We start from the raw sequence: 22,019 nt of genomic DNA on the forward strand, positions 1-22,019 counted from the left end.
GCTGGTAGGTAGCTATGGAAGAGCCGCGTCGCCTCGGCGGCCGGTACGAGCTGGGCCAGGTGCTCGGCCGTGGTGGCATGGCGGAGGTATACCTCGCGCATGACACCCGGCTCGGCCGCACCGTGGCGGTGAAGACGCTGCGCGCGGACCTGGCGCGCGATCCGTCTTTCCAGGCCCGGTTCCGCCGGGAGGCCCAGTCGGCCGCCTCGCTCAACCATCCCGCGATCGTGGCGGTCTACGACACGGGCGAGGACTACATCGACAACGTGTCGATTCCGTACATCGTCATGGAGTACGTCGACGGCTCCACGCTTCGTGAGTTGCTTCACAGCGGCCGTAAGCTGCTGCCGGAGCGCGCCATGGAGATGACCATCGGCATCCTCCAGGGCCTGGAGTACGCGCACCGCAACGGCATCGTCCACCGTGACATCAAGCCGGCGAACGTCATGCTGACGCGCAACGGCCAGGTCAAGGTGATGGACTTCGGCATCGCCCGCGCCATGGGCGACTCCGGCATGACGATGACGCAGACCGCGGCCGTGATCGGCACCGCCCAGTACCTCTCGCCTGAGCAGGCGAAGGGCGAGCAGGTCGACGCCCGCTCGGACCTCTACTCCACCGGCTGCCTGCTGTACGAGCTCCTCACGGTGCGGCCCCCCTTCGTGGGCGACTCCCCGGTCGCGGTCGCGTACCAGCACGTGCGGGAAGAGCCGCAGGCTCCCTCGGTCTTCGACCCGGAGATCACGCCCGAGATGGACGCGATCGTCCTGAAGGCGCTGACCAAGGACCCGAACTACCGCTACCAGTCGGCCGACGAGATGCGCGCCGACATCGAGGCCTGCCTCGACGGCCAGCCCGTCGCCGCCACGGCGGCCATGGGCTCGGTGGGCTACGGCGGCTACCCGGACGACCAGCCGACCACGGCCCTGCGCTCCGCCGACGGCGGCGCCACGACGATGCTGCCGCCCATGAACCCGGACGACGGCGGCTACGGCTACGACGACCGCCCGGACCGACGCCGCCAGCAGAAGAAGTCCAACACCTCGACGATCCTGCTGGTCGTCGCGGCTGTGCTGGTCCTTGTGGGTGCGGTCCTGATCGGCCGGTGGGTGTTCAGCGGCGACGGCGTCGGGAACAACACGGTGCCCGTGCCCAACCTGGTCAACCAGTCCCAGAAGGACGCCGAGAGTTTGCTGACGAACAGCGACCTCAAGGTGGGCGAGGTCACGAAGAAGCCGTGCGAGACCCAGCCTGCGGGCAAGATCTGCGAACAGAACCCCGAGCCCAAGACCACTGTCGACAAGAACTCCTCGGTCGATCTGGTGGTGTCGACGGGTGCGCCGAAGGTCACTGTGCCGAGCGTGATCGGGCTGGATCTGGACGAAGCGAAGTCCCAGCTCGAAGGCGATGACTACCAGCTGGTAGTCAAGACGAAGTTCCGAGAGTCCTCGGATGAGGAGAACACCGTTCTCAACCAGGACCCGGTCAAGGGCGATGAGGTCGAGAAGGGCTCGACGATCACCCTCACCATCGCCAAGGCGGAGGAGAAGTCCACCGTCCCGGACGTCCTCGGCAAGACCTGTGACGAGGCCAAGGCGCAGATGACCGACAACGACCTGCTCGGCACCTGCACCGAGGTGGAGACCCAGGACCCGAACCAGGTCGGCAAGGTCATCGCGACCTCACCGGAGGCGAACAGCTCCGTGGACAAGAACTCGACGGTGACCATCCAGATCGGCAAGCAGGCCCAGCAGAAGACGCCGGTGCCGAACGTCGTCGGTCAGCGGGTGGCTCAGGCCAAGCAGATCCTGCAGCAGGCCGGCTTCACCAACATCCAGTTCGCCGAGGGCAGTGACCAGAACGACAACGCCTTCGTCACCCAGCAGGACCCGGCAGGCAACCAGCAGGTCGACGACCCCGCGAACACGCAGGTCACCCTGACCACTCTGGGCGTAGGCGGCAACGGAGGCGGCGACAACGGAGGCGGCAACGGCGGGATCTTCGGCGGCGTGACGGGAACGTCGGCCCGCACGGAGGACTGACCCCCGGTATCAATGGCTGAGCCCCGGTGCCCCGAACAGGGCACCGGGGCTCAGCCATATCCATCCCGGCCCGGCAACGAACAGGAGCTGAAGGGGGCTGCCGCTAACGCAGCTCCTCCGGCACCGTCCGCTCCTCATCCACCTTCTCGACCCGCTCCAACTCCCCCCACACCACATACCGATACCGGCTCGTGTACACCGGCGTGCAGGTCGTCAGCGTGATGTAGTGCCCCGCCTTCGTCTTGCCCGATTCCTTCGGGATGGCGGAGAGGACCTTGACGTTGTACTTCGAGGTCTCGGGGAGGACGGCGTAGACCTTGTAGACGTACCAGTCGCCCTTCGTCTCGAAGACGATCGGGTCGCCCTTCTTGATCTTGTGGATGTTATGGAACTCCGCGCCATGGCCGTCGCGATGGGCGGCGACGGAGAAGTTGCCCTTCTTGCCCGAGGTCGGCAGCGTCGCCTTGACGGGGTCGGTGTAGTAGCCGGCGACGCCGTCGTTGAGGATCTTCGACGTCGTGCCCTTCTCGACCAGGATGTCGTCGCCGCTCATTGTCGGCACGTGCAGGAAGCCGATGCCGTTCTTGGAGTCGAACTCGGCGGGACGGCCGGAGTCCTCGTCCTCGTGGGCCCAGATGTCACGGACCTTGTCAGCCTGTTTGTCCGCCGCGCGGTCGGCGACGACGTTCGTCCACCACAGGGAGTAGACGACGAACAGGCCCAGCACCAGGCCCGCCGTGATCAGGAGTTCGCCGAAGACGCTGACCGCCGTCGCGATCCGGCCCCTGCCGCGGCGGCGTGCCGGGGGGCGCGGTGCTGCGGGGGCGGCCGTCTGCTCTTCGGTGCCGTCGGTGGTCGCTGCCACTTTTTCATCTGCCTTTAACTGACGAGCGCATCCGGCTTGCCCTTGCTGCGCGGCCGTTCCTCGACCATCTTGCCCCAGACGATCATCCGGTACTTGCTGGTGAACTCCGGCGTACACGTGGTGAGTGTGATGTAGCGGCCCGGCCCGGTGAAGCCCGACCCCGGTGGAACCGGTTCAAGCACGCTCACATTGCTCGGCGACGTCACCGGCAGGATCGACGCCATCTTGTAGACGTAGTACTTGTCCTGCGTCTCCACGACCATCTCGTCGCCCTGTGCGAGCCGGTTGATGTACCGGAACGGTTCACCATGGGTGTTGCGGTGCCCGGCGAGCGCGAAGTTGCCGGTCTTGGCATCCGGCATCGCCGTCTTCAGCTTGCCCTCGGCGTAGTGGCCGACCATGCCCCGGTCGAGCACCTTCTTGTTGCTGATTCCCTCGGCGATCGGGACGACGACGTCCAGCTTCGGGATGTGCAGGATGGCGAAGCCCTGCCCGGGCTGGAAGGTCCCCGGGTTGCGCTTGCCGCTCGCCCAGTCGTTCTGGAGGCTGCTGGCTTCCTTGTCCGCCTGGGCGTGCGCCCGGACGTTCGTCCACCACAGCTGGTAGCTCACGAACAGCAGCATCAGCACGCCGGTGGTGATGAACACCTCTCCGATCGCCCGGCTGGCGAGTACCCCCGGGCTGGGCTTTCGTGCCCTTGCCTGTCTGCGGGCCTCCAGGCGCGAGAGGGGGGCCTGAGAGGATTCCGAGCCCGTCTCGGCGGACTCCGACGCCGCGTGTGAGCCGCCGTGCCGCCCATGACGCCGCTTGGCGGCCTTTCTGCGGGCCGCACGGCCGCCTGCCGGGGTTCCTGTGGCGGAAGCTGCGGAAGAGGCGGCAGAAGCCGATACGCGGCCGGTGCGGGGCGGCGGATCCGGTACCCGTAGGGCCACCGTCTCGTCGTCCGCGGGCGGTATGTACGGCTCTGCATACGGTTCTTCGTACGGCTGCCGGGCCGCGGCGGCCCCCTCGGCGCCGTACCCGTCGGCGCCGGGGTGCTGCGTGCCGTACCCGTCGGTGCCGTAGGTGTATCCGCCGCCGTAGCCGTCGGCGCCGTAAGCCTCGGCGCCCGCCCCGTGCGCCTGCCCCTGAGTGACGTGGTCCTCCCCGCCGTACCGCTCCCCGAGCGCACCCGACGCCCCGTACGGCTGCTGCCCGTACGAGGTGCCCTGGTCGCCGACGCCGCCGTAGGAGTCCGTGAAGGACTCCCCGTACGAGGCGCCGGACTCGCGCTCGGGGCGCAGCGCGGTCACGCCGTGGCCCTGCCCACCACCGGGGCGAGCCCCGTCGACCTCGCCACCGCGCCCTGGTCGCCGCACTCCACCAGCCAGTTGGCCAGCATCCGGTGCCCGTGCTCGGTCAGCACGGACTCCGGGTGGAACTGCACGCCCTCGACGGGAAGTTCACGATGACGCAGGCCCATGATGATGCCGTCGTGCGTCCGCGCGGTGACCTTGAGGTCGGCCGGCACCGTCTCGGGCTCGGCGGCCAGCGAGTGGTAGCGGGTCGCGGTGAAGGGCGTCGGCAGGCCCGCGAAGACGCCCTGGCCCTCGTGCTCGACCAGCGAGGTCTTTCCGTGCAGCAGCTCGGGCGCTCGGTCGACGACACCGCCGTACGCCACCTGCATCGACTGCATGCCGAGACAGACGCCGAAGACGGGCACCCCGGTCGCGGCGCAGTGGCGCACCATCTCGATGCAGACCCCGGCCTCCTCGGGCGTGCCCGGGCCCGGCGACAGCAGGACACCGTCGAAGCCGTCCTGCGCGTGTGCCGTCGACACCTCGTCGTTACGCAGGACCTCGCACTCGGCGCCCAGCTGGTAGAGGTACTGGACCAGGTTGAAGACGAAGCTGTCGTAGTTGTCCACGACGAGAATGCGCGCGCTCACTGATTGTCCACCGTCACATCGTTGAAGGGCAGGAGCGGTTCGGCCCACGGGAAGACGTAGTTGAACAGGACGTAGACCACGGCCACGACCAGAGCGAGCGAGAGCAGCGCCCTCACCCACGCGTTCCCCGGCAGATGCCGCCAGATCCAGCCGTACATGCCGTCCCTTCCGTCGCACCACGGCACCAGACTCACGCCGTACAGCCACCAGACTAACGGCGCAACGCCTCCGGTTTCCCGGCCTCCACAGGCTGGGTGGAGTCGAGATGGGCCCACACGATCAGCCGGTGACTGTGACCCCACTCGGGATCGCACGTGGTCAGGGTCAGATACCGGCCTTCACGCGTGTACCCCGACTTACGGGGCACAGGGTCAATCACCTCAATGTCGGTGGGCACGGTTTTGTAAGGGCCTTTGTCGATCCGATACGTGAACCAGGTCGTACCGTCCGTCAGCACCACCGCATCGCCGGCCCGCAGCCTTGGGAAGTCCTTGAAGGGGTCGCCGTACGTGCGCCGATGGCCGGCGACCGAGAAGTTGCCCTTCTGACCGAGCTGGGCGGTGCGCGCGTAGTGGCCGAGGCCCTTCTTGAGGGTCTTGGTGGCGGTGCCTTCGAGCACCGGCTTGTTCCACGTGAAACCAAGGCGCGGGATGTACATGATCGCGAAGGGCTTGTCCGCGGTGTACGGGGCGGGCTTCGGCGGACTCGTGGTCGCGCCCGGAGTCGTATCGGCGCCCGGACTTGCCGAACCGCCGGGGGCCGCGGCCGTCGGGCGTACCGCCCCTTGCGCCCACTGGTCCTGTAACTGACTGATCTGGTCGTCCATGACGTTGTCGGCCTTCACGCCGGTCCAGAACAGTACATAGACGACGAAGAGGACGATCACGGTGCCGGCAGTGATGCACAGTTCGCTGACGGTCCTGACGACGACACGCACCGGCAGCTCCAGAGAGGGGCTCACTCACTCCACGGGCTTGGCGTACTGCAGATCCACTGTGCCCGAGTAACCCGGCAGAGTCACCGTCCCGTCCTCGGTGACTTTCCAGCCGAGGCCGTAGACATTGACGTACACCATGTAGTTCTGAATCGCCGTCGAGGCCGCGAGCGCCTGCTGCATCTTCTCCGGATCACCGACCGCCGTGATCTTGTACGGCGGTGAGTAGACCCGGCCCTGGAGGATCAGGGTGTTGCCGACACAGCGGACCGCGCTGGTGGAGATCAGCCGCTGGTCCATGACCTTGATGCCCTTGGCGCCGCTCTGCCACAGCGCGTTCACCACGGCCTGGAGATCCTGCTGGTGAATGACCAGGTAGTCGGGCTGCGGCTCGGGATAGCCGGGGAGTTTGGCGGTCGCGTCCGGCGGAGCGTCGTTGAGCGTGACCGAGATCGCCTCGCCCGTCAGCTTCTGCGTCCCCGCGTTCTGCTCCAGGGCCGCCAGCTTGTCGTCCTCGGCCTTGGTGCTGCCGTCGTCGCGCTCGGCCAGGCCCTCCACATCGTCCTGCAGAGCCGCGTTGGACTCGCCCAGCTCGCCGTTCTTGTGGCTGCGCTCGTGGATCAGGTCCGAGAGCTTCAGCAGCGAGGCGTCCGTGCGGATATTGGTGCCCTTGGCCGTGTTGAAGCTGGTGAAGAAAATGAGCCCGGCGAGAGCGAAAACGGCCGCGGTCAGCACCCGCACCGGCCGGAATCGGCCGCGTACAGGGCTGGATCCAGCCCCGGGGGAGTCGGCAGAATTGCTCAACGTACCCTTATCTCCTTCGGCGCCGCGGAAGCACTACGCTAACGGACGCCCGGGGGAGCAATCAGAGTCCCCTTGTACGCTGCCCCGAGCCAGCCACAGTTCCCTGCGCGGCCACGCAGCGCATCGACAGGAGAGACCCTCGTGCCGAAGTCACGTATCCGCAAGAAGGCCGACTACACGCCGCCGCCGTCGAAGCAGACGACCGCGATCAAGCTGAACAGCCGCGCCTGGGTCGCGCCCGTGATGCTGGCCATGTTCCTCATCGGCCTCGCCTGGATCGTCGTCTTCTATGTGACCGACGGTTCGCTGCCCCTCGATGCGCTGGGCAACTGGAACATCGTCGTGGGCTTCGGCTTCATCGCCGCCGGCTTCGGTGTCTCCACTCAGTGGAAGTAGCGGTCGAGGCGGCAGCCTCAGCGGCAGCCCCAGCGGCGGACGAAGAGACAGTCGATGTGGCAGTCGACGTGGCAGTCGACATGGCGGCCACTTCGCGGTGAACAGAGTTCTGCCCAGGACTATCCGCTGAGTTATCCACAGCCTTGCAGCAATTTCCACAAGCTGACTGGGGAAAAGACGACGATCTGTGGATAACCCATCGGGGGTTGACGCCGGTATGACAGCCACACCGGTCACCTGAAGAGCTCTCGAACGGACGTACGCCCCCTGTCTGACCTGCGGAAACGTGGGGCTTGAACAGGGGGCGAAGCTGTTCCCACACCGTGCGCACAAGATCCACCACACGCTGTGGACAACAGCGCCGCTCACGTGGATAACGCCGCAGCTCAGGTGAGCTGGAGCGTTCTCAGCACGGTCATCAGCACCACTGCGGCCAGGACCAGCGCACATGTGCCGTACTGCACCAGCGCCCGGCGCTCGCGTGGGGCGTGGACCATGGCGTAGCCGATGACGACGCCGGCGACGAGGCCGCCGATATGGGCCTGCCAGGCGATGTTGCTCCACCCGAAGGTGAAGATCAGGTTGATCACCAGCAGGGCGATGATCGGCCGCATGTCGTACTGGAGTCGCCGCATCAGGATGGCGGTGGCGCCGAAGAGGCCGAAGATGGCGCCGGACGCACCGAGCGAGGCCGTGGTCGGGCCGGCCAGCAGGTAGGTGAGGGCGCTGCCCGCGAGGCCCGAGCAGAAGTAGAGCGCGATGTAGCGGGCGCGGCCGAGGGCGGCTTCCAGGGGGCCGCCCAGCCACCACAGGCTCAGCATGTTGAAGGCGAAGTGCCAGATGGCCTCGTGCGCGAACATCGAGGTCACCAGGCGGTACCACTGGCCTTCGGCGACGCCCTCGGTGGGGTTGAAGGGGGCGGGGGGCCAGGCGCCGATGAGGACGAGGTCGTTCAGGAGCGCGGTGCTGGTCTGTACGGCGATGAAGACCGCGAGGTTGATCCCGATGAGGATCTTGGTGAGCAGGCGCGGGTCGGCGGCGATGGTGCCGCCTGCGATGGTGCGGGGGCGGGCGGCGTCAGGGGCGTGTCCGGTGCCGGAGCCGCCGCGGACGCAGTCGGGGCACTGGAAGCCGACGGAGGCGCTGACCATGCATTCGGGGCAGATGGGGCGCTCGCAGCGGGTGCAGCGGATGCCGGTCTCGCGGTCCGGGTGGCGGTAGCAGACGGGCAGGCTCTGCGCGTCCTGCGGGCTGCCTGCCGGCTGGTCCATGAGGGTCCCCTAGGTCGTCGTACGCGATGCACGTCCTCATACATCGCCCCGCTCATCCTTACGGACGAGCGGGGCGATTGGTTCCCTGCGGGAGGTGTCGGACCCGCCCTCAGCGGGTCTCGACGACGACCGACTCGATGACGACGTCGTTGAGCGGGCGGTCGGTGCGGGGGTTGGTCTGGACGCTCGCGACGGCGTCGACGACCTTCTGGCTGGCCGGGTCGACGACCTCGCCGAAGATGGTGTGCTTGCGGTTCAGCCAGGTCGTCGGGGAGACCGTGACGAAGAACTGCGAGCCGTTGGTCCCCGGTCCGGCGTTGGCCATCGCCAGCAGGTACGGCCTGTCGAAGGAGAGGTCCGGGTGGAACTCGTCCTGGAACTGGTAGCCGGGGCCACCGGTGCCGTTGCCCAGAGGGTCACCGCCCTGGATCATGAAGCCGCTGATGACCCGGTGGAAGACCGTGCCGTCGTAGAGCTTGGCCGTGGACTTCTCACCAGTGGTGGGGTTCGTCCACTCCCGCTCGCCCTTGGCGAGTTCGACGAAGTTCTTGACCGTGATCGGCGCATGGTTCGGGAGGAGCCGGACCTCGATGTCGCCTTGGTTGGTCTTCAGGGTGGCGTAGAGCTGCTCGGCCACGATCTGCCTTCCGTTGTCTTCCTGTGACCCCACGATCCTCGCACGTACGGCGACATCCGTCCCCCAGCGCTCGTTCACCGGTACGCAACCGGGCGGATTGCTTGCAGAAAACCCGACGAGTCGGTCCGTGGCGGGGGCGCGACGCGGAGAACCGTGGCATTGTCGACGACAAGCCACCGTTGCCCCGCATTGGTCCGTTATCGCACTTGATCAAGCTTATGGGCACCCATATGCCCGCCCTCACATGCCGGGCAGCGTTCTGACAGGCATGATCCGTAAAAGTGTGGAAAGTCGAATTACCGTACGCCACCGTGGAGGAGGAACCCGTGACCCGCATCGACAGCGTGCGCGCCGCGACCGGCTCGGCGAAGGACAGCGTGCTGCACGCCGCGGAAGTGGTGGCGCCCTACGCCGACACCGCCAAGGACAGGGCCACGCACTACGCGCACGAGGCACGCGTACGGCTCGCGCCGAAGGTGACGCAGGCCACCGAGCAGGCCCGCGTTCAGTACGGCGTGTATGTCGCGCCGCGCTTGGAGCAGGCCCTTGCCCATGTGCCGCCGGGCGTCGACAACGCCGCGCATGAAGCCGCCGTCCGTACCCGTAAGGCTGCCCGTCAGGCCGCCGACTACTCCCGGCCGAGGCTTGAGCAGGCAGTGGCCGCGGCCGGGCCCGTCAGGGACGAGGCCACCGCGCGCGGCTTGGCCGCCGTTGCCGCGCTGCGCGGCCAGGTCTCGCCGAAGGAGATCGAGAAGCTCGTCCGTAGGCATGAGCGGCGCGCCAGGGCCGGCCGTGTCGTGAAGGTGCTGGCGGTGCTCGGCGCCCTCGCGGGCGGAGCGTTCGCCGTGTGGAAGTGGTGGGACAAGCAGGCCAACCCGGACTGGCTGGTCGAGCCTCCCGCCGCGACCGAGGTCCCTGAGTCGAACCGTCTCACTTCGGTGGACGGCAGTGGTGCCCTCGATCCCGAGGTCGAGGCGAAGGAGGCCGAGGAGGCCGCCCGCCGCGACGACGGCCGGTAGGGCGAGGGTCGGTGAGACGAGGACCGGTGAGGTGAAGGCCGGCTACGGCCGGGAGATTGAACTGCGCCGTGGGGCGGGAGACTTGAGGGTCTCCCGCCCCACGGCGATGTTTCACGTGAAACGCCGGTCACGTCCGCCGGCGCGACGGCAGAGGGGCGAGCCTGCGGCCACGCCGCACGGTGTCCTGCGCCACCGGGTCCGGTGTGGCCAGGGCGCGTATTCGGTCGGTGAAGTCGGGGTCCGGCAGCGGAAGGTCCAGGTCGTCGTCGACGTAGGCAACGGCGGCGGGGATGTAGTGCAGGACGGCGTTGACGGGGTCGGGGACGGGTGAGCAGTCGGGTTTGAGCGCCCGCAGGACGCGGAGGGTGGTGCTGATCTCGTCCTCGGGTTCCGGGCCGGAGTTTTCGATGCGGATGGCGGCGTCCACGCCGACGGTGTCCTCGCCGTGCGGGTCGTCCGTCTCGGGCCGGACGCTGCGGGCGTACCGCGCGTGCTGCGTCTGCCACCAGTCGGCGACGCCGGGTTCGCCCAGGGCGCGGTGGTGCAGATAGAGGCAGTAGCTGGCAGCGGAGTCACCGGCGCCCGCGGCGTACTGCCACCAGAAGCGTGCCGATTCCTCCCGAGCACAGAGCTGAAGCATGCAGCCGAGGACACGGGCTCCCGGGGGTTGGGGAAGCGCTCGGGCGAGGAATACCTCGAGATCAGCGAGAGCGTCGGTGTGGGTGATGACCGTCTCGCAGAGGGTCTGAAGATCGTCAGCGGCGGAGCGCTCGTCTGCCGGTGGAGCCTGGCCTTGCGCGATCAACGGGACCTGGCCGACGGCGACGTCTGCCGGGTTCGGGTCGGTTGGGTGCAGGACGGAGGCGGCACGCGCGGACAGGCGTACGGCGGCCGCATCTATGGCTGCCTGGGCGTAGGGCGGCCGGAGCAGGCGGGCCCGCCCGAGCAACTCGTCAAGGGGCGATGTCATCGGTATTCCCTTCGTTGGCCTGCCCTTCGTCGGCCTGCCCTTCCGCGCCCGTACAGGGCTCGGCATCCGTACGGGATTCCGCGAGGCTCTTCTTCACGCCATACGCGTGCTGGAGGCGCCGTTTGGCGTGGCGGACCGTGGAGCGAACGCCGGCCGGGGTGATACCGAGAGCGGCGGCTATCTCGACCGCGCTGTAGCCGAGCCCGAAGTGCAGGAGGACCACGTCCATCTGACGCGGCGGCAGCTGACCGATCTCCGCATAGAGGTTGAGGCTTTCCTCGAGTTGGCTGATGGGGTCCACGGCCCGGTTCAACGCCACGGTCTCGAAGGCCTCGCCGATGAGGGCCGGGCGGCGATCGCGGGTGCGGGAGTGGTCGATGGTGCTGTTCTTGAGCACGCGCCAGGCGTACGCGGTGGGGTTCTCCTTGGAGAGCACGGTGCTCCACGCCTTCAGCAACTGCTCGAAGGCGGCGTCGACCGCTTCCTCGGCGTCGTGCCAATTACCCAGCCTGGACTTGGCCCAATTGACGTACAGCGGCCGGTACATCTGGTGGAAGGCCTCGAAGTCCAGCGGCAGTTTTTTCATACGCGGGGCGCGAGGGGCTTGGCTCGGCAGGTCCTGACTCACGACGCCTGCCCCTCGTGGTGCGAGTCCCTGGCACCCTCGGGGAGGTCACGCCTCATCTCGCTGATGCCCGCCCGTACTCCGGCCGCGGCCAGCCGACGCAACAGAACGACCGTGTCACGGCCGAACACCCGTAGGGCGAGCGCCGCCAGGATCACCTCACCGGCAATGTCCATCGTCACTGTGCTGTTGTGCCTTCCTGATGCAAGGCGAGGCCGCTCAGCACCCCCGGTGGGCCTCGGGACGGCGCGTGTTTACGCCCTCCGCCCACGATGACGTTTGCAACGGCCCGTGTGTGCAAGTCCCGCACAGATTTTCTTAACGGAGCGCATCCTTCTGATTACGCCATCACGTTCACGCCAGCTCACACACGGCCTCCGCGCCCGAGCCCGCCACCCTGGCGCCACGTCCGCCACCTGCGCACCGACCTCGCGGGCTCCACCGATCCGACACATTTGCGCAAACATCTGCAACGACCTCAGAGCCCACCACGTGACACACGTCACTCAGGGCTTCGCGCCCGTAGGAGGCCGCAGGGCATACAAAAACCGGCCAGAGGCGACGAGGCATCTGACCGGTCCGGAGTGTGGAGCCTAGGGGAGTCGAACCCCTGACATCTGCCATGCAAAGACAGCGCTCTACCAACTGAGCTAAGGCCCCGGAAGGGGAGCAACCAACCGGAAGAACCACGTACCGGCGGGCGCCGCAGACCAGAGTACCGGGTCGCCCCCCGTATCTCGCAAAAAGATTGGGGGTCCCGATGAACGACCACTCTCCGTAAGATGCTCGGCGTGGTTCGCGACAGCGAACCGCGGGTTTTGGGGAAGCGATGGGGAGACGCAATGGACGCCGCACAGCAGGAAGCCACCGCAAGAGCGCGGGATCTGCAGCGGAACTGGTACGGGGAGCCGCTGGGGACGCTCTTCCGTAAGCTCATCGACGATCTTGGTCTCAACCAGGCTCGTCTTGCGGGGGTACTGGGACTGTCCGCACCGATGCTGTCGCAGCTGATGAGCGGCCAGCGGGCGAAGATCGGCAATCCCGCAGTGGTCCAGCGGGTGCAGCTGCTGCAGGACCTGGCGGGGCAGGTCGCGGACGGCAGCGTGAGCGCGGCGGAGGCCACCGAGCGCATGGAAGAAATCAAGAAGTCGCAGGGGGGTTCGGTGCTGAGCAACACGACGCAGACCACGAGCAGTTCGGGCGCGCCCACGGTCAAGCGGGTGGTCCGTGAGATCCAGTCTCTGCTGCGCTCGGTGGCAGCAGCCGGAGACATCATCGACGCCGCCGACACCCTCGCCCCCACCCACCCGGAACTGGCAGAGTTCCTCCGGGTGTACGGCGCCGGCCGCACGTCCGACGCGGTCACGCACTACCAGTCCCACCAGAACTGACCCTGAGGCCCGGTCGCCGAAGGGGGTTCGGCAACCGGGCCGACGGCCCACGTCCTGAGCGGGGACGAGGGCGCGGCGGGAGTGTCCCTCGCCGCGGCTGGGCGAGAAGGGGAGTCAGCGAGGGGGAGTCATATCGCTCGTCGAGGGGGAAGCAAGGGGGGTAGTCGAAGGGGGAGGAGCGACGCACAGCCATGGGTGAGGTCTTCGCCGGCCGGTACGAACTGGTCGACCCGATCGGACGCGGAGGCGTCGGCGCCGTCTGGCGTGCCTGGGACCACCGCCGCCGCCGGTATGTGGCCGCCAAGGTGCTGCAGCAGAGCGACGCGCACTCGCTGCTGCGGTTCGTCCGCGAACAGGCCCTCCGGATCGATCACCCCCATGTGCTCGCGCCCGCAAGCTGGGCTGCCGACGACGACAAGGTCCTGTTCACCATGGACCTGGTGGCCGGCGGGTCGCTGGTCCATCTCATCGGGGACTACGGCCCCTTGCCGCCGCCCTTCGTCTGCACACTCCTGGACCAGCTCCTCGCGGGTCTGGCCGCGGTGCACGCGGAGGGTGTCGTCCACCGCGACATCAAGCCCGCCAACCTGCTCCTCGAAGCAACCGGCACCGCGCGTCCGCGCCTGCGTCTGTCCGACTTCGGTATCGCCATGCGTCTCGGTGAGCCACGCCTGACCGAGACCAACCTTGTGGTGGGAACTCCCGGTTATCTCGCGCCCGAGCAACTCATGGGCTCGGAACCGGACTTCCCCGCCGACCTGTTCGCCGTAGGGCTGGTCGCCCTGTATCTGCTGGAGGGCGCCAAGCCTGACGTCAAGGCGCTCGTCCAGTACTTCACCGCGCACGGAACTCCCGGTGCGCCCAAGGGCATCCCCGAACCGCTGTGGCAGGTCGTGGCCTCGCTGCTGCAGCCGGATCCGCACGCGCGGTTCCGCACGGCAACAGGAGCGCGCAAGGCCCTCGCCTCGGCCGCCGAACTCCTGCCGGAGCCCGGCCCCGACGACGAGCTCATCGAGATCTTCGACCAAATCGGGCCGCTGCCAACGGGGTTCGGGCCGGAGGGGCCGTTCAAACGGGCACCCGGCGTCGAGGAGAGCACGGGGAACTCGCGCCAGTTCGGCGCGGACGCGACCCCGGGCGCTGCGGGGACCGCGAACACCGGCTCCGTGTCCACGCCTTCCGGCACCGGGTCGGTGTCGGGCGGCACCGGATACGCGGCCACCGGCACCGGGACCGGATTGGGCGCCGCCCGGAGCGATCCGCGCCGGGGCGTGGCGGGACCGACCCCAGGTTCGGCTTCGACTTCGGCTTCCGCCTCGACTTCGGCTTCGGCTTCGGCTTCGGCTTCGGACGTCACACCGTCCCAGGCCCCGCCCGCACCGCACTCCGCCGCCCCCCACCTGGGCCCCCAGTCGTCGGCCGCCTTCCCGGACGCCCAGCAGCCGTCCGCCCCATCGCAGCCCAGCGACTGGAGCGACAGGAGCGACGGAGACGGGGACAGGCAGGACGGGCGCCTCACCATGTCGGACACCGGCAGCTTCCACCTGCCACCCCCTCGGGCCACGTCCTCCTCGCTCAGGACTCACACGCCCCCGCCACAACCGCACCCGGCACATGGCCACGATCAGGCAGAAGGTCAGAGCCAGGGGGCGCCCCACGTCTCCCCCTACGACACCACCCATGTCCTGTCCTCCCCCCACCCGCACACACCGCAGTACCCGTCTCAGCCCCCGACGCCGGTGCACCCCCGGCGCGTCGATGCCTCTACTGCTTCGTACACCGCTCAGAGCCCGCAGGTTCCACCTTCGGCGGCCCCAGTTCCCCAGCCGCACCGCCGTGGCGGCCACCGCGCCAGCCGCCGTGCAGCCCACGGCATCGCGCGCCGCCCCGGCCCGCCTGCCAAGGTGGCGATCCCGCTGCTGCTGCTGGCTCTGGCCTGTTACGCCGTGGGTTTCTGGGCGCTGACGCGCGTCTGAGGCTGCTCAGGCCGCTGAGGCAGCGGCTGAGACGGCTGAGACGGCTGAGGCCGCTGCGGCGGCTGAGGCACCGAATGACGCCGAACAGTAACCCCGCCCCCGACGGACTTCACACGCCCTAGGCCCAACCAGTAGGCAGCAACCCCACAAGCCCGCCCCTCACCCATCCAACGGGCCCACCCCGCCCCTACAAAGCCCCAACCCTCCGCCGAGCCACCACCATCCACACCCCGAGCACCACCAGCACCACAGTCCCCGCCCCGATCCCGCTCACCGCGAGCACGGCCATCGCAGCGTCACCGTCGCCCGCGGCCCCGCTTTCCGCAGCGGCCTCCGGATCGCCTGCCCCGACCTGAAAGAGGCCGGGCGGCTCGGACTCCCCCGCATAGCCGGGACCTGACTCCACCGAACCCCCCACCCGCACCCGCAACGTCAGCGGGAGCGGCTCGTCGCCGTACTTCTCGGCCACCTCGGCCGCGAGGTGCACCACGAGGTAGTAGGAGCCGGCGAACCGCATGCCGTTGAGCCGCTTGGGCACGGCGTACCGGTTCTCGTACGCGACCGGCGGCAGGGGATCGATCTCGGCGGCCTTCTGACTGCCGTCGTAGTTGGTGTTCGAGTCGTCGACGAAGCCGCGCGCCGGGTTGTGGAGCGAGAGGTTGAGGGCACCCACCGCGGTGCCGCCGCCGTTGGCCGAGCTACCCAGTTCGGCGGTGGCGTACAGCTGGCGTCCCCAGGTCAGCGGCACCTTGTAGAAGAACGTCCGGCCGGGCTCGATGTCGGCGCTCCAGACCCCCTGACCGACGGACGCCGCCGAGGCGAAGCCGGCGCCGCCCTCGCGGCGCACACCCTCGCCCGTGAGCGCGGCGGGCGAGGCGGAGTCCCACGTCTCAGGAGCCCTCGTCGCGCCGGGCTCCTCCAGGGACGGCTCGGACGCGGTGAAAAGCTCCAGGTCCCAGGCGTCCGCCGCGGAACTCGCCGTACCGAGGCGCTCGACGACCACGTAGTAGGTGCCCGCGGTCTCGCAACGAGGACGGTTGGCGGAGATCTCACGTGCTGCCCACGCCGCGAGGGGCCGTGGGCTGTGGACGGTACCGAAGCGCTCGGAGTCGAAGGAGCAGGAGCCGCCGTCGGCATCCTGCACGGAGACCCTGATGCCGTCGTTCGCGGAGACGGTGCTGCCGGCGGCGGGGATCGCGGTCGCGGAGACGTAGGTGTCAGAGGTGGCGTCGAGGTCGAGGCGGTAGTAGAGCTTCCCATCGCTCGGCAGGGAGCTGTTGTACGTCCCTCCGGGTGTGAGGCGTGCGGCATCCGCAGTGCCTGTCGCGCCCGCGACGGACCGGGCGTCCGGCGCGAAGGCGTACGGACTGGGCGTGCCGGCCGCGAGAGCGGCCCCGCCCGGCAGTGCGGCAGTCGTACACAGCAGCAGTGCCCCTACGACGGTCACACGCGCGCGTGCCGACGAGTGATCGCGCCGCGTTCTCGCAACGCACCGCACCCTCGCATCCCGCCGCACCTCCGCGCGGCGCCACCACGCCGTACGCCGCCGCCTCATCACGCGCCACCCCTCGCCGCCGCCGGACCATGGACTCGCCCATCCTGCCCAGCCCGGCCGCTCGGCACCCCCGCAATCCGTACGGCTGTCCGAAACGCCCGGCTCTAAGGCCTCCCGCCCACTCCCGCAACCCGAGCACACAAAACCCCGACCGCAACGGCGGCCGGGGTCTGTTCAGATTCCGAAGTGGTGACTCACGAACCCGTGGGCACGGAGTCAGTCGCCTCCGTCCACAGATCCTGCTCGGCGCGATCCGCCTGGATCTGGCGGTACACGAGGAGCCCGCCGATGGCGGCCAGTGCGACCAGGAGAAGCTTCTTCACCGCGCGACCTCGTCTTTCCTTGACGTAGGGGACCTCTGGCGCCCGACTATACACACCGACCGATACCGATCGGTGACCTGCGTCGGGGCTCAACTGCCCTCCGAAACAGCGCAGTAGAAGCGGATCACGTCGCTCCGATCGGAGGGTGATCACACCCCGACAGACGGTGACTTCGCTCCCGTTCCTCCGACTTTCGGCACTCTTCCCGTCTCTTGCGCCCATTCGAGTGGTGTTCATCTGAAGATCGACGCGTCATGGGCGTCGGTCCATGACTTCTCGGCCCTCATACACATCATGAGGAAAGTACGCAAATCGCCCAACCCGAAAGTGAGGGGCCATGACCAGGAACAAGGTCATGAACCTGTGGACCGCCGTCGTCACAGCCTTCCTGGCGCTCTGCACGGCGCTCGGATTCGTCACGTCGACCTCCGCCGCGGCGGTGCCGCACACCGAGACGTCACGCAAGAGCGGCAGCGACGACAGTGACCGCAGCGCGGAGCTGACAGTGCCTGCGATGCCAAACTGGGCCTGGTCCTACGCCAGAGCACTGCCCCCCACGATGAAGCAGCGCATCCGGGCCGAGGCCCACGGCAAGACCCCCAGCTGCCGGCACCGACCGCTCACGGAAACCGAAGCGGAAGCGGCAAGCCCACCCTCGGCCCCCCGGGAGTGCGTCCACGCCGGCCCCCCGACACAACCCCTCGTGCCACACCAGCGTTGAACCGACGGCCCAACCTGAGCCGTCACCCCCTGTCCCAATGTGCACCACCGCGTAAGCGCCACGGCGTGCTCACCCCTCATCGACGATGTGCCGGAGATAGGCCCATGGATCGTTGAGATAGCGCCGCCAGTGGTCGACGAGCTCCAGATCCCGCCAGCCGGCGGGACGCATTCCGTGGTCACCCACCTCGATGATCTCGGCGCCAGGCAGCGCCGTCAGCACAGGTGAGTGCGTCGCGCAGATGATCTGTGCGCCGGAACGCCCCAGTTCATGCAGCAGACCCACGAGTTGAAGACAAGAAGCGAAGGACAGCGCAGCCTCGGGCTCGTCCATGACGTACAGCCCCGGCTCCTGAAACCGCTCGCGGAAGGCCATCAGAAAGCCCTCGCCGTGACTCATCTCGTCCGCGGCCCCGGACAGCCTTCCCGTCTTCTGCTCCCGGTCCAGCGCGTCCAGCGCCGTCTCCGCCCGCAGGAAAAAGCCTCTGCGGCGCGTACGAGGCCCCTGGAGCATGCGGCGACCGGCAGGCGTCGCCTCGAACCGTATCCGGCTGCCCAGCGCCGACGGCTCACGCCAGCTCGCGTACTTGTATCCCGCGGACCCGCCCCAGGAGTCCAGGCCGAAGCCCTCCGCCAGCGCCTCGACGAGGGTCGACTTGCCCGAGCCGTTCTCCCCCACCAGGAACGTGACCGGTGCGGCGAACTTCAGGCCGTCCTCCAGCAGCTGCCGCACGCAGGGCACCGACCAGGGCCACTGGCCGCCTTCCTCCAGCTCGCCCTCGGCAACATGCGCGTATGCCCGTTCGACGATCATGCAGCCAGGCTCTCATCCGGCACTGACAATCGGGCGTGCTCGATGTCCGCCGCCGACGACAAAGACCCCCAACCGGACTGGCTGGGGGTCTTTCGCTGGTGGGGCTAACAGGATTTGAACCTGTGGCCTCATCCTTATCAGGGATGCGCTCTAACCAACTGAGCTATAGCCCCGCCGCGCTCTGCGGGGGTGTGTCCCGCGCGCTGACTCCTGAAGATTAGCGCACGACGTGGGTAGTCCCAAAATCGGTTGTCGGGGGACCGTCAGGAGAGGTTTGAAGCCGCCATCGGGCGGCAACGGTCACTCGTCCTCCGCGAGCGTCAGCTCGACTCCGCCCACGAAGCCGGCGGAGAGGTTGTAGATGAACGCGCCGAGGGTCGCCAGCGCCGTCGCGAGGACGACGTCGATGACCGCGATGATCGACGTGAACATCAGGACGTGCGGCAGCGACAGGAAGGCCTGCAGGTCGAAGCCGTTCGACTCGTTCGAGCCGGTGGCCTCGGAGATGGTGCCGCCGACCGTCGAGAAGACGCCCATGGCGTCCATGACCATCCAGAGCACCGCGGACGCGACGATCGTGCAGATGCCCAGCGCGATGGAGAGCAGGAAGCTGACCTTCATCACCGACCACGGGTCGGCCTTGGCCACGCGCAGGCGCGCCTTGCGGGTGCGGGGCGTCGTACGGGCCCCGGTGCGCGGCCGGCGTACCGCGCTCTCCGGAGCGGGCGTCTGGTAGGCCTGCGGCGGGTGGTAGGGCCCGGCGGACTGCTGCGGCTGGCGTTCCCCGGGCAGCGGCGACGGGGACGGCGCGGAGGCCGCCTGCTGCGCCCTGGAGGGCTGCGGCTGAGGCTGGGGCTGGGCGCCCGGAGCAGCCGAGCCCGCGCCCGCCGCGTACTGCTGCTGGGTCTGCGAGCCTCGGGTGTCCGTCACAGGTCCCCCCTGGGTTCCAGGTGCGTCGGGCGAGGGCGAGCCCTTCGCGGGCGACTTGATCGCCTTCAGCTGGGTGGTGTGCGGGTCGTTCGCAGGCGCGGCGGAGCCACGGCCGCCGCCCGTATCCGAACCGGCCGTAGAACCGGTCGAGGTACCGGACGATCCGGCGCCCGTGGCTCCGCTCACGATGACTCTCTCCTCGTGCTACTCGGCCGAGGGCGTTTCACCCTCGTCCGTGCCGGTGGTCGCGGCACCTTCGGCGATGTCGTCGACGACGATGTCGCCGTCGACCTCCTCCGCCTCGCGTCCCGCCTCGGCGTTACGTGCGATACCGACGACGGCATCGCGCTTGCCCAGGTTGATCAGTTGGACGCCCATGGTGTCACGGCCCGTCTCCCTGACCCCGCTGACTCGCGTACGAATCACACCGCCGCCCAGCGTGATGGCGAGGATCTCGTCGGCCTCCTCGACCACCAGCGCACCGACGAGCGAGCCGCGATCCTCGACGATCTTGGCGGCCTTGATGCCGAGGCCGCCGCGACCCTGGACGCGGTACTCGTCGACGGGAGTCCGCTTCGCGTACCCGCCGTCGGTGGCAGTGAACACGAACGTACCGGGTCGAACAACATTCATCGAGAGGAGCTCGTCTCCCTCGCGGAAGCTCATGCCCTTGACACCCGAGGTGGCGCGGCCCATGGGCCGCAGTGACTCGTCGGTCGCGGTGAACCTGATCGACTGCGCCTTCTTGCTGATCAGAAGCAGATCGTCGTCGGCCGAAACGAGTTCGGCGCCGATCAGTTCGTCGTCGGAACCGTCTGCCGTTTCCCGGAGGTTGATCGCGATGACACCACCGGAACGCGGCGAATCGTAATCCTTCAGAGGCGTCTTCTTCACCAGACCCCCCTTCGTGGCGAGCACCAGGTACGGCACCGCCTCGTAGTCGCGGATCGCGAGGATCTCGGCGATCGCCTCGTCCGGCTGGAAGGCGAGGAGGTTCGCGACGTGCTGCCCGCGCGCGTCACGGCCGGCATCGGGGAGCTCGTACGCCTTGGCCCGGTAGACGCGGCCCTTGTTGGTGAAGAACAGCAGCCAGTGGTGGGTCGTCGAGACGAAGAAGTGGTCGACGATGTCGTCTTCCTTGAGCTTCGTGCCCCGTACGCCCTTGCCGCCGCGCTTCTGCGCCCGGTAGTCGTCCGTCTTCGTGCGCTTGACGTAGCCGCCGCGCGAGACGGTGACCACGATGTCCTCTTCGGCGATGAGGTCCTCGATGGACATGTCACCGTCGTAGGGGACCAGCATGGTCTTGCGGTCGTCGCCGTACTTCTCGACGATCGCGGCGAGTTCCTCGCTGACGATGCCGCGCTGGCGGACGGGCGAGGCCAGGATCGCGTTGTACTCGGTGATCTTCGCCTGGAGCTCGTCGTGCTCCTGGACGATCTTCTGACGCTCCAGGGCGGCCAGTCGGCGCAGCTGCATCTCGAGGATGGCGTTGGCCTGGATCTCGTCGATCTCCAGGAGCTCCATCAGGCCCGTGCGCGCGATGTCGACGGTGTCGCTGCGCCGGATCAGCGCGATGACCTCGTCGATGGCGTCCAGGGCCTTCAGCAGGCCGCGCAGGATGTGCGCCCGCTCCTCGGCCTTACGCAGGCGGAACTTCGTACGACGGACGATGACCTCGATCTGGTGCGTCACCCAGTGGCGGATGAACGCGTCCAGGGAGAGCGTGCGCGGGACGCCGTCGACGAGCGCCAGCATGTTGGCACCGAAGTTCGTCTGCAGGTCCGTGTGCTTGTAGAGGTTGTTGAGTACGACCTTGGCGACCGCGTCCCTCTTGAGCACGATGACGAGACGCTGGCCGGTACGGGAGCTGGTCTCGTCCCGGACGTCCGCGATGCCGCCGATCTTGCCGTCCTTGACCAGGTCGGCAATCTTCTGGGCGAGATTGTCGGGGTTGGTCTGGTAAGGCAGTTCCGTGACCACCAGGCACTGGCGGTTCTGGATCTCCTCGACCTCGACGACCGCGCGCATGGTGATCGAGCCGCGGCCGGTCCGGTACGCCTCTTCGATGCCCTTGCGGCCGACCACGAGGGCGCCGGTCGGGAAGTCCGGGCCCTTGATGCGCTCGACGAGAGCGTCCAGGAGCTCCTCGTGCGACGCCTCCGGGTTCTCCAGGTACCACTGGGCGCCGGACGCGACCTCGCGCAGGTTGTGCGGCGGGATGTTGGTCGCCATGCCGACCGCGATACCGGCCGAGCCGTTGATCAGCAGGTTCGGGAAGCGGGCGGGGAGGACGGTCGGCTCCTGGGAGCGGCCGTCGTAGTTGTCCGTGAAGTCGACGGTCTCCTCGTCGATGTCGCGGACCATCTCCATCGACAGCGGCGCCATCTTGCACTCGGTGTAGCGCATGGCCGCCGCCGGGTCGTTGCCCGGAGAGCCGAAGTTTCCGTTGGAGTCCACCAGCGGCATCCGCATCGACCACGGCTGCGCGAGGCGGACTAGGGCGTCGTAGATCGAGGAGTCGCCGTGGGGGTGGTAGTTACCCATGACGTCGCCGACCACGCGCGCGCACTTGTAGAAGCCGCGCTCGGGGCGGTAGCCGCCGTCGTACATGGCGTACAGGACGCGTCGGTGGACGGGCTTGAGGCCGTCACGGACGTCCGGCAGCGCACGCGAGACGATGACGGACATCGCGTAGTCGAGGTACGAACGCTGCATCTCCGTCTCGAGCCCGACGGGCTCGACGCGCAGGGCCAGGCCGTCGTCCTCAGGCGTGACGGGAGTGTTCTCGTCGGTCATTGCTGGTGAAGATCCTTCCTGGTT

At 68.2% G+C, this 22,019-nt stretch carries 22 protein-coding genes and 2 tRNA genes; 6 read left to right on the forward strand and 18 right to left on the reverse strand.

Features of this window, described 5'->3' with window-relative positions:
• Positions 1-14: 14 nt before the first annotated feature.
• The gene (gene pknB / locus ACZ7L5_RS15560) at positions 15-2,042 is read left to right on the forward strand and encodes a Stk1 family PASTA domain-containing Ser/Thr kinase (protein ID WP_471517056.1); all 2,028 of its coding nucleotides are present in this window, start codon (positions 15-17) and stop codon (positions 2,040-2,042) included.
• A 103-nt stretch (positions 2,043-2,145) separates the two neighbouring features.
• Here pknB and ACZ7L5_RS15565 read toward each other — a convergent pair whose 3' ends face one another.
• Genes ACZ7L5_RS15565 through ACZ7L5_RS15590 form a run of 6 tightly spaced genes read right to left on the reverse strand, consistent with a single transcriptional unit; the run spans position 2,146 to position 6,572 of the window.
• Complete coding sequence (locus ACZ7L5_RS15565; RefSeq protein ID WP_363041648.1) at positions 2,146-2,907, reverse strand: class E sortase; 762 nt, start codon at positions 2,905-2,907, stop codon at positions 2,146-2,148.
• A gap of 14 nt (positions 2,908-2,921) precedes the next feature.
• Entirely contained in the window at positions 2,922-4,199 is a 1,278-nt protein-coding gene (locus ACZ7L5_RS15570) for a class E sortase (protein WP_471517057.1), read from the reverse strand.
• Positions 4,196-4,834, reverse strand: coding sequence for an aminodeoxychorismate/anthranilate synthase component II (locus ACZ7L5_RS15575; protein WP_471517058.1), 639 nt, complete (start codon positions 4,832-4,834; stop codon positions 4,196-4,198). Before ACZ7L5_RS15575 ends, ACZ7L5_RS15570 begins: the two co-directional genes overlap by 4 nt.
• A complete protein-coding gene (locus ACZ7L5_RS15580) occupies positions 4,831-5,028 on the reverse strand; it encodes a hypothetical protein (protein WP_164905044.1) in 198 nt (65 codons plus the stop codon). The genes ACZ7L5_RS15575 and ACZ7L5_RS15580 overlap by 4 nt, the downstream gene beginning before the upstream one ends.
• A gap of 17 nt (positions 5,029-5,045) precedes the next feature.
• Entirely contained in the window at positions 5,046-5,771 is a 726-nt protein-coding gene (locus ACZ7L5_RS15585; RefSeq protein ID WP_471517358.1) for a class E sortase, read from the reverse strand.
• A 24-nt stretch (positions 5,772-5,795) separates the two neighbouring features.
• Positions 5,796-6,572, reverse strand: coding sequence for a DUF881 domain-containing protein (locus tag ACZ7L5_RS15590; protein WP_362386007.1), 777 nt, complete (start codon positions 6,570-6,572; stop codon positions 5,796-5,798).
• Positions 6,573-6,713: 141 nt separating this feature from the next.
• Here ACZ7L5_RS15590 and crgA point away from each other — a divergent pair, with 141 nt between their 5' ends.
• Positions 6,714-6,968: a cell division protein CrgA gene (gene crgA / locus ACZ7L5_RS15595; RefSeq protein ID WP_328425900.1), complete on the forward strand. Its 255-nt coding sequence runs from the start codon at positions 6,714-6,716 to the stop codon at positions 6,966-6,968.
• A 386-nt stretch (positions 6,969-7,354) separates the two neighbouring features.
• Here crgA and ACZ7L5_RS15600 read toward each other — a convergent pair whose 3' ends face one another.
• Together ACZ7L5_RS15600 and ACZ7L5_RS15605 are read right to left on the reverse strand one after the other, a co-directional pair.
• A complete protein-coding gene (locus tag ACZ7L5_RS15600; protein ID WP_328880508.1) occupies positions 7,355-8,239 on the reverse strand; it encodes a rhomboid family intramembrane serine protease in 885 nt (294 codons plus the stop codon).
• A gap of 109 nt (positions 8,240-8,348) precedes the next feature.
• Positions 8,349-8,876: a peptidylprolyl isomerase gene (locus ACZ7L5_RS15605; protein WP_471517059.1), complete on the reverse strand. Its 528-nt coding sequence runs from the start codon at positions 8,874-8,876 to the stop codon at positions 8,349-8,351.
• A 326-nt stretch (positions 8,877-9,202) separates the two neighbouring features.
• Here ACZ7L5_RS15605 and ACZ7L5_RS15610 point away from each other — a divergent pair, with 326 nt between their 5' ends.
• Positions 9,203-9,895, forward strand: a complete 693-nt coding sequence (locus ACZ7L5_RS15610; RefSeq protein WP_471517060.1) for a DUF5324 family protein — start codon at positions 9,203-9,205, stop codon at positions 9,893-9,895.
• A gap of 127 nt (positions 9,896-10,022) precedes the next feature.
• Here ACZ7L5_RS15610 and ACZ7L5_RS15615 read toward each other — a convergent pair whose 3' ends face one another.
• The 4 genes from ACZ7L5_RS15615 to ACZ7L5_RS15630 all read right to left on the reverse strand — a co-directional run bounded on the left by ACZ7L5_RS15615 (position 10,023) and on the right by ACZ7L5_RS15630 (position 12,150).
• Positions 10,023-10,865 (reverse strand): hypothetical protein, encoded by an 843-nt coding sequence (locus tag ACZ7L5_RS15615; RefSeq protein WP_471517061.1) that lies wholly within the window; start codon positions 10,863-10,865, stop codon positions 10,023-10,025.
• A complete protein-coding gene (locus tag ACZ7L5_RS15620) occupies positions 10,849-11,451 on the reverse strand; it encodes an RNA polymerase sigma factor (protein WP_471517062.1) in 603 nt (200 codons plus the stop codon). The genes ACZ7L5_RS15615 and ACZ7L5_RS15620 overlap by 17 nt, the downstream gene beginning before the upstream one ends.
• A gap of 38 nt (positions 11,452-11,489) precedes the next feature.
• Positions 11,490-11,672: a hypothetical protein gene (locus ACZ7L5_RS15625; RefSeq protein ID WP_471517380.1), complete on the reverse strand. Its 183-nt coding sequence runs from the start codon at positions 11,670-11,672 to the stop codon at positions 11,490-11,492.
• Between the two features lie 405 nt (positions 11,673-12,077).
• Positions 12,078-12,150, reverse strand: a tRNA-Ala gene (locus ACZ7L5_RS15630).
• A gap of 182 nt (positions 12,151-12,332) precedes the next feature.
• Here ACZ7L5_RS15630 and ACZ7L5_RS15635 point away from each other — a divergent pair.
• Together ACZ7L5_RS15635 and ACZ7L5_RS15640 are read left to right on the forward strand one after the other, a co-directional pair.
• Complete coding sequence (locus ACZ7L5_RS15635; RefSeq protein WP_328880513.1) at positions 12,333-12,881, forward strand: DNA-binding protein; 549 nt, start codon at positions 12,333-12,335, stop codon at positions 12,879-12,881.
• Between the two features lie 191 nt (positions 12,882-13,072).
• Positions 13,073-14,857 carry a serine/threonine-protein kinase gene (locus tag ACZ7L5_RS15640; protein ID WP_471517063.1) on the forward strand — a complete coding sequence of 595 codons (1,785 nt, stop codon included), beginning with the start codon at positions 13,073-13,075 and terminating at the stop codon, positions 14,855-14,857.
• Positions 14,858-15,044: 187 nt separating this feature from the next.
• Here the strand turns inward: ACZ7L5_RS15640 and ACZ7L5_RS15645 are convergent, their stop codons facing one another.
• Positions 15,045-16,412 (reverse strand): hypothetical protein, encoded by a 1,368-nt coding sequence (locus ACZ7L5_RS15645; protein ID WP_471517360.1) that lies wholly within the window; start codon positions 16,410-16,412, stop codon positions 15,045-15,047.
• A 194-nt stretch (positions 16,413-16,606) separates the two neighbouring features.
• The gene (locus ACZ7L5_RS15650; RefSeq protein ID WP_003999697.1) at positions 16,607-16,735 is read right to left on the reverse strand and encodes a DLW-39 family protein; all 129 of its coding nucleotides are present in this window, start codon (positions 16,733-16,735) and stop codon (positions 16,607-16,609) included.
• A gap of 337 nt (positions 16,736-17,072) precedes the next feature.
• Between ACZ7L5_RS15650 and ACZ7L5_RS15655 the strand changes: the two genes are divergently transcribed.
• Positions 17,073-17,456: a DUF6344 domain-containing protein gene (locus tag ACZ7L5_RS15655; RefSeq protein ID WP_471517064.1), complete on the forward strand. Its 384-nt coding sequence runs from the start codon at positions 17,073-17,075 to the stop codon at positions 17,454-17,456.
• Positions 17,457-17,525: 69 nt separating this feature from the next.
• Here ACZ7L5_RS15655 and ACZ7L5_RS15660 read toward each other — a convergent pair whose 3' ends face one another.
• The 4 genes from ACZ7L5_RS15660 to gyrA all read right to left on the reverse strand — a co-directional run bounded on the left by ACZ7L5_RS15660 (position 17,526) and on the right by gyrA (position 21,995).
• On the reverse strand, positions 17,526-18,269 hold the full coding sequence (locus tag ACZ7L5_RS15660; RefSeq protein WP_471517065.1) for an AAA family ATPase: 744 nt from the start codon (positions 18,267-18,269) through the stop codon (positions 17,526-17,528).
• A 96-nt stretch (positions 18,270-18,365) separates the two neighbouring features.
• Positions 18,366-18,442, reverse strand: a tRNA-Ile gene (locus tag ACZ7L5_RS15665).
• Positions 18,443-18,569: 127 nt separating this feature from the next.
• Positions 18,570-19,385: a DUF3566 domain-containing protein gene (locus ACZ7L5_RS15670; protein WP_363041624.1), complete on the reverse strand. Its 816-nt coding sequence runs from the start codon at positions 19,383-19,385 to the stop codon at positions 18,570-18,572.
• An 18-nt stretch (positions 19,386-19,403) separates the two neighbouring features.
• On the reverse strand, positions 19,404-21,995 hold the full coding sequence (gene gyrA, locus ACZ7L5_RS15675; protein WP_328880519.1) for a DNA gyrase subunit A: 2,592 nt from the start codon (positions 21,993-21,995) through the stop codon (positions 19,404-19,406).
• Between the last annotated feature and the right edge of the window lie 24 nt (positions 21,996-22,019).

It is taken from the genome of Streptomyces sp. NPDC107528, assembly GCF_055639295.1.

Bases quoted from the DNA above. Each gene is read 5' to 3' on its own strand.
- ACZ7L5_RS15655 (WP_471517064.1), top strand. From the start codon at position 17,073: ATGACCAGGAACAAGGTCATGAACCTGTGGACCGCCGTCGTCACAGCC.
- ACZ7L5_RS15660 (WP_471517065.1), bottom strand. From the start codon at position 18,269: ATGATCGTCGAACGGGCATACGCGCATGTTGCCGAGGGCGAGCTGGAG.
- ACZ7L5_RS15620 (WP_471517062.1), bottom strand. From the start codon at position 11,451: ATGAAAAAACTGCCGCTGGACTTCGAGGCCTTCCACCAGATGTACCGG.
- pknB (WP_471517056.1), top strand. From the start codon at position 15: ATGGAAGAGCCGCGTCGCCTCGGCGGCCGGTACGAGCTGGGCCAGGTG.
- ACZ7L5_RS15640 (WP_471517063.1), top strand. From the start codon at position 13,073: ATGGGTGAGGTCTTCGCCGGCCGGTACGAACTGGTCGACCCGATCGGA.
- ACZ7L5_RS15645 (WP_471517360.1), bottom strand. From the start codon at position 16,412: ATGAGGCGGCGGCGTACGGCGTGGTGGCGCCGCGCGGAGGTGCGGCGG.
- ACZ7L5_RS15635 (WP_328880513.1), top strand. From the start codon at position 12,333: ATGGACGCCGCACAGCAGGAAGCCACCGCAAGAGCGCGGGATCTGCAG.
- gyrA (WP_328880519.1), bottom strand. From the start codon at position 21,995: ATGACCGACGAGAACACTCCCGTCACGCCTGAGGACGACGGCCTGGCC.
- ACZ7L5_RS15615 (WP_471517061.1), bottom strand. From the start codon at position 10,865: ATGACATCGCCCCTTGACGAGTTGCTCGGGCGGGCCCGCCTGCTCCGG.
- ACZ7L5_RS15600 (WP_328880508.1), bottom strand. From the start codon at position 8,239: ATGGACCAGCCGGCAGGCAGCCCGCAGGACGCGCAGAGCCTGCCCGTC.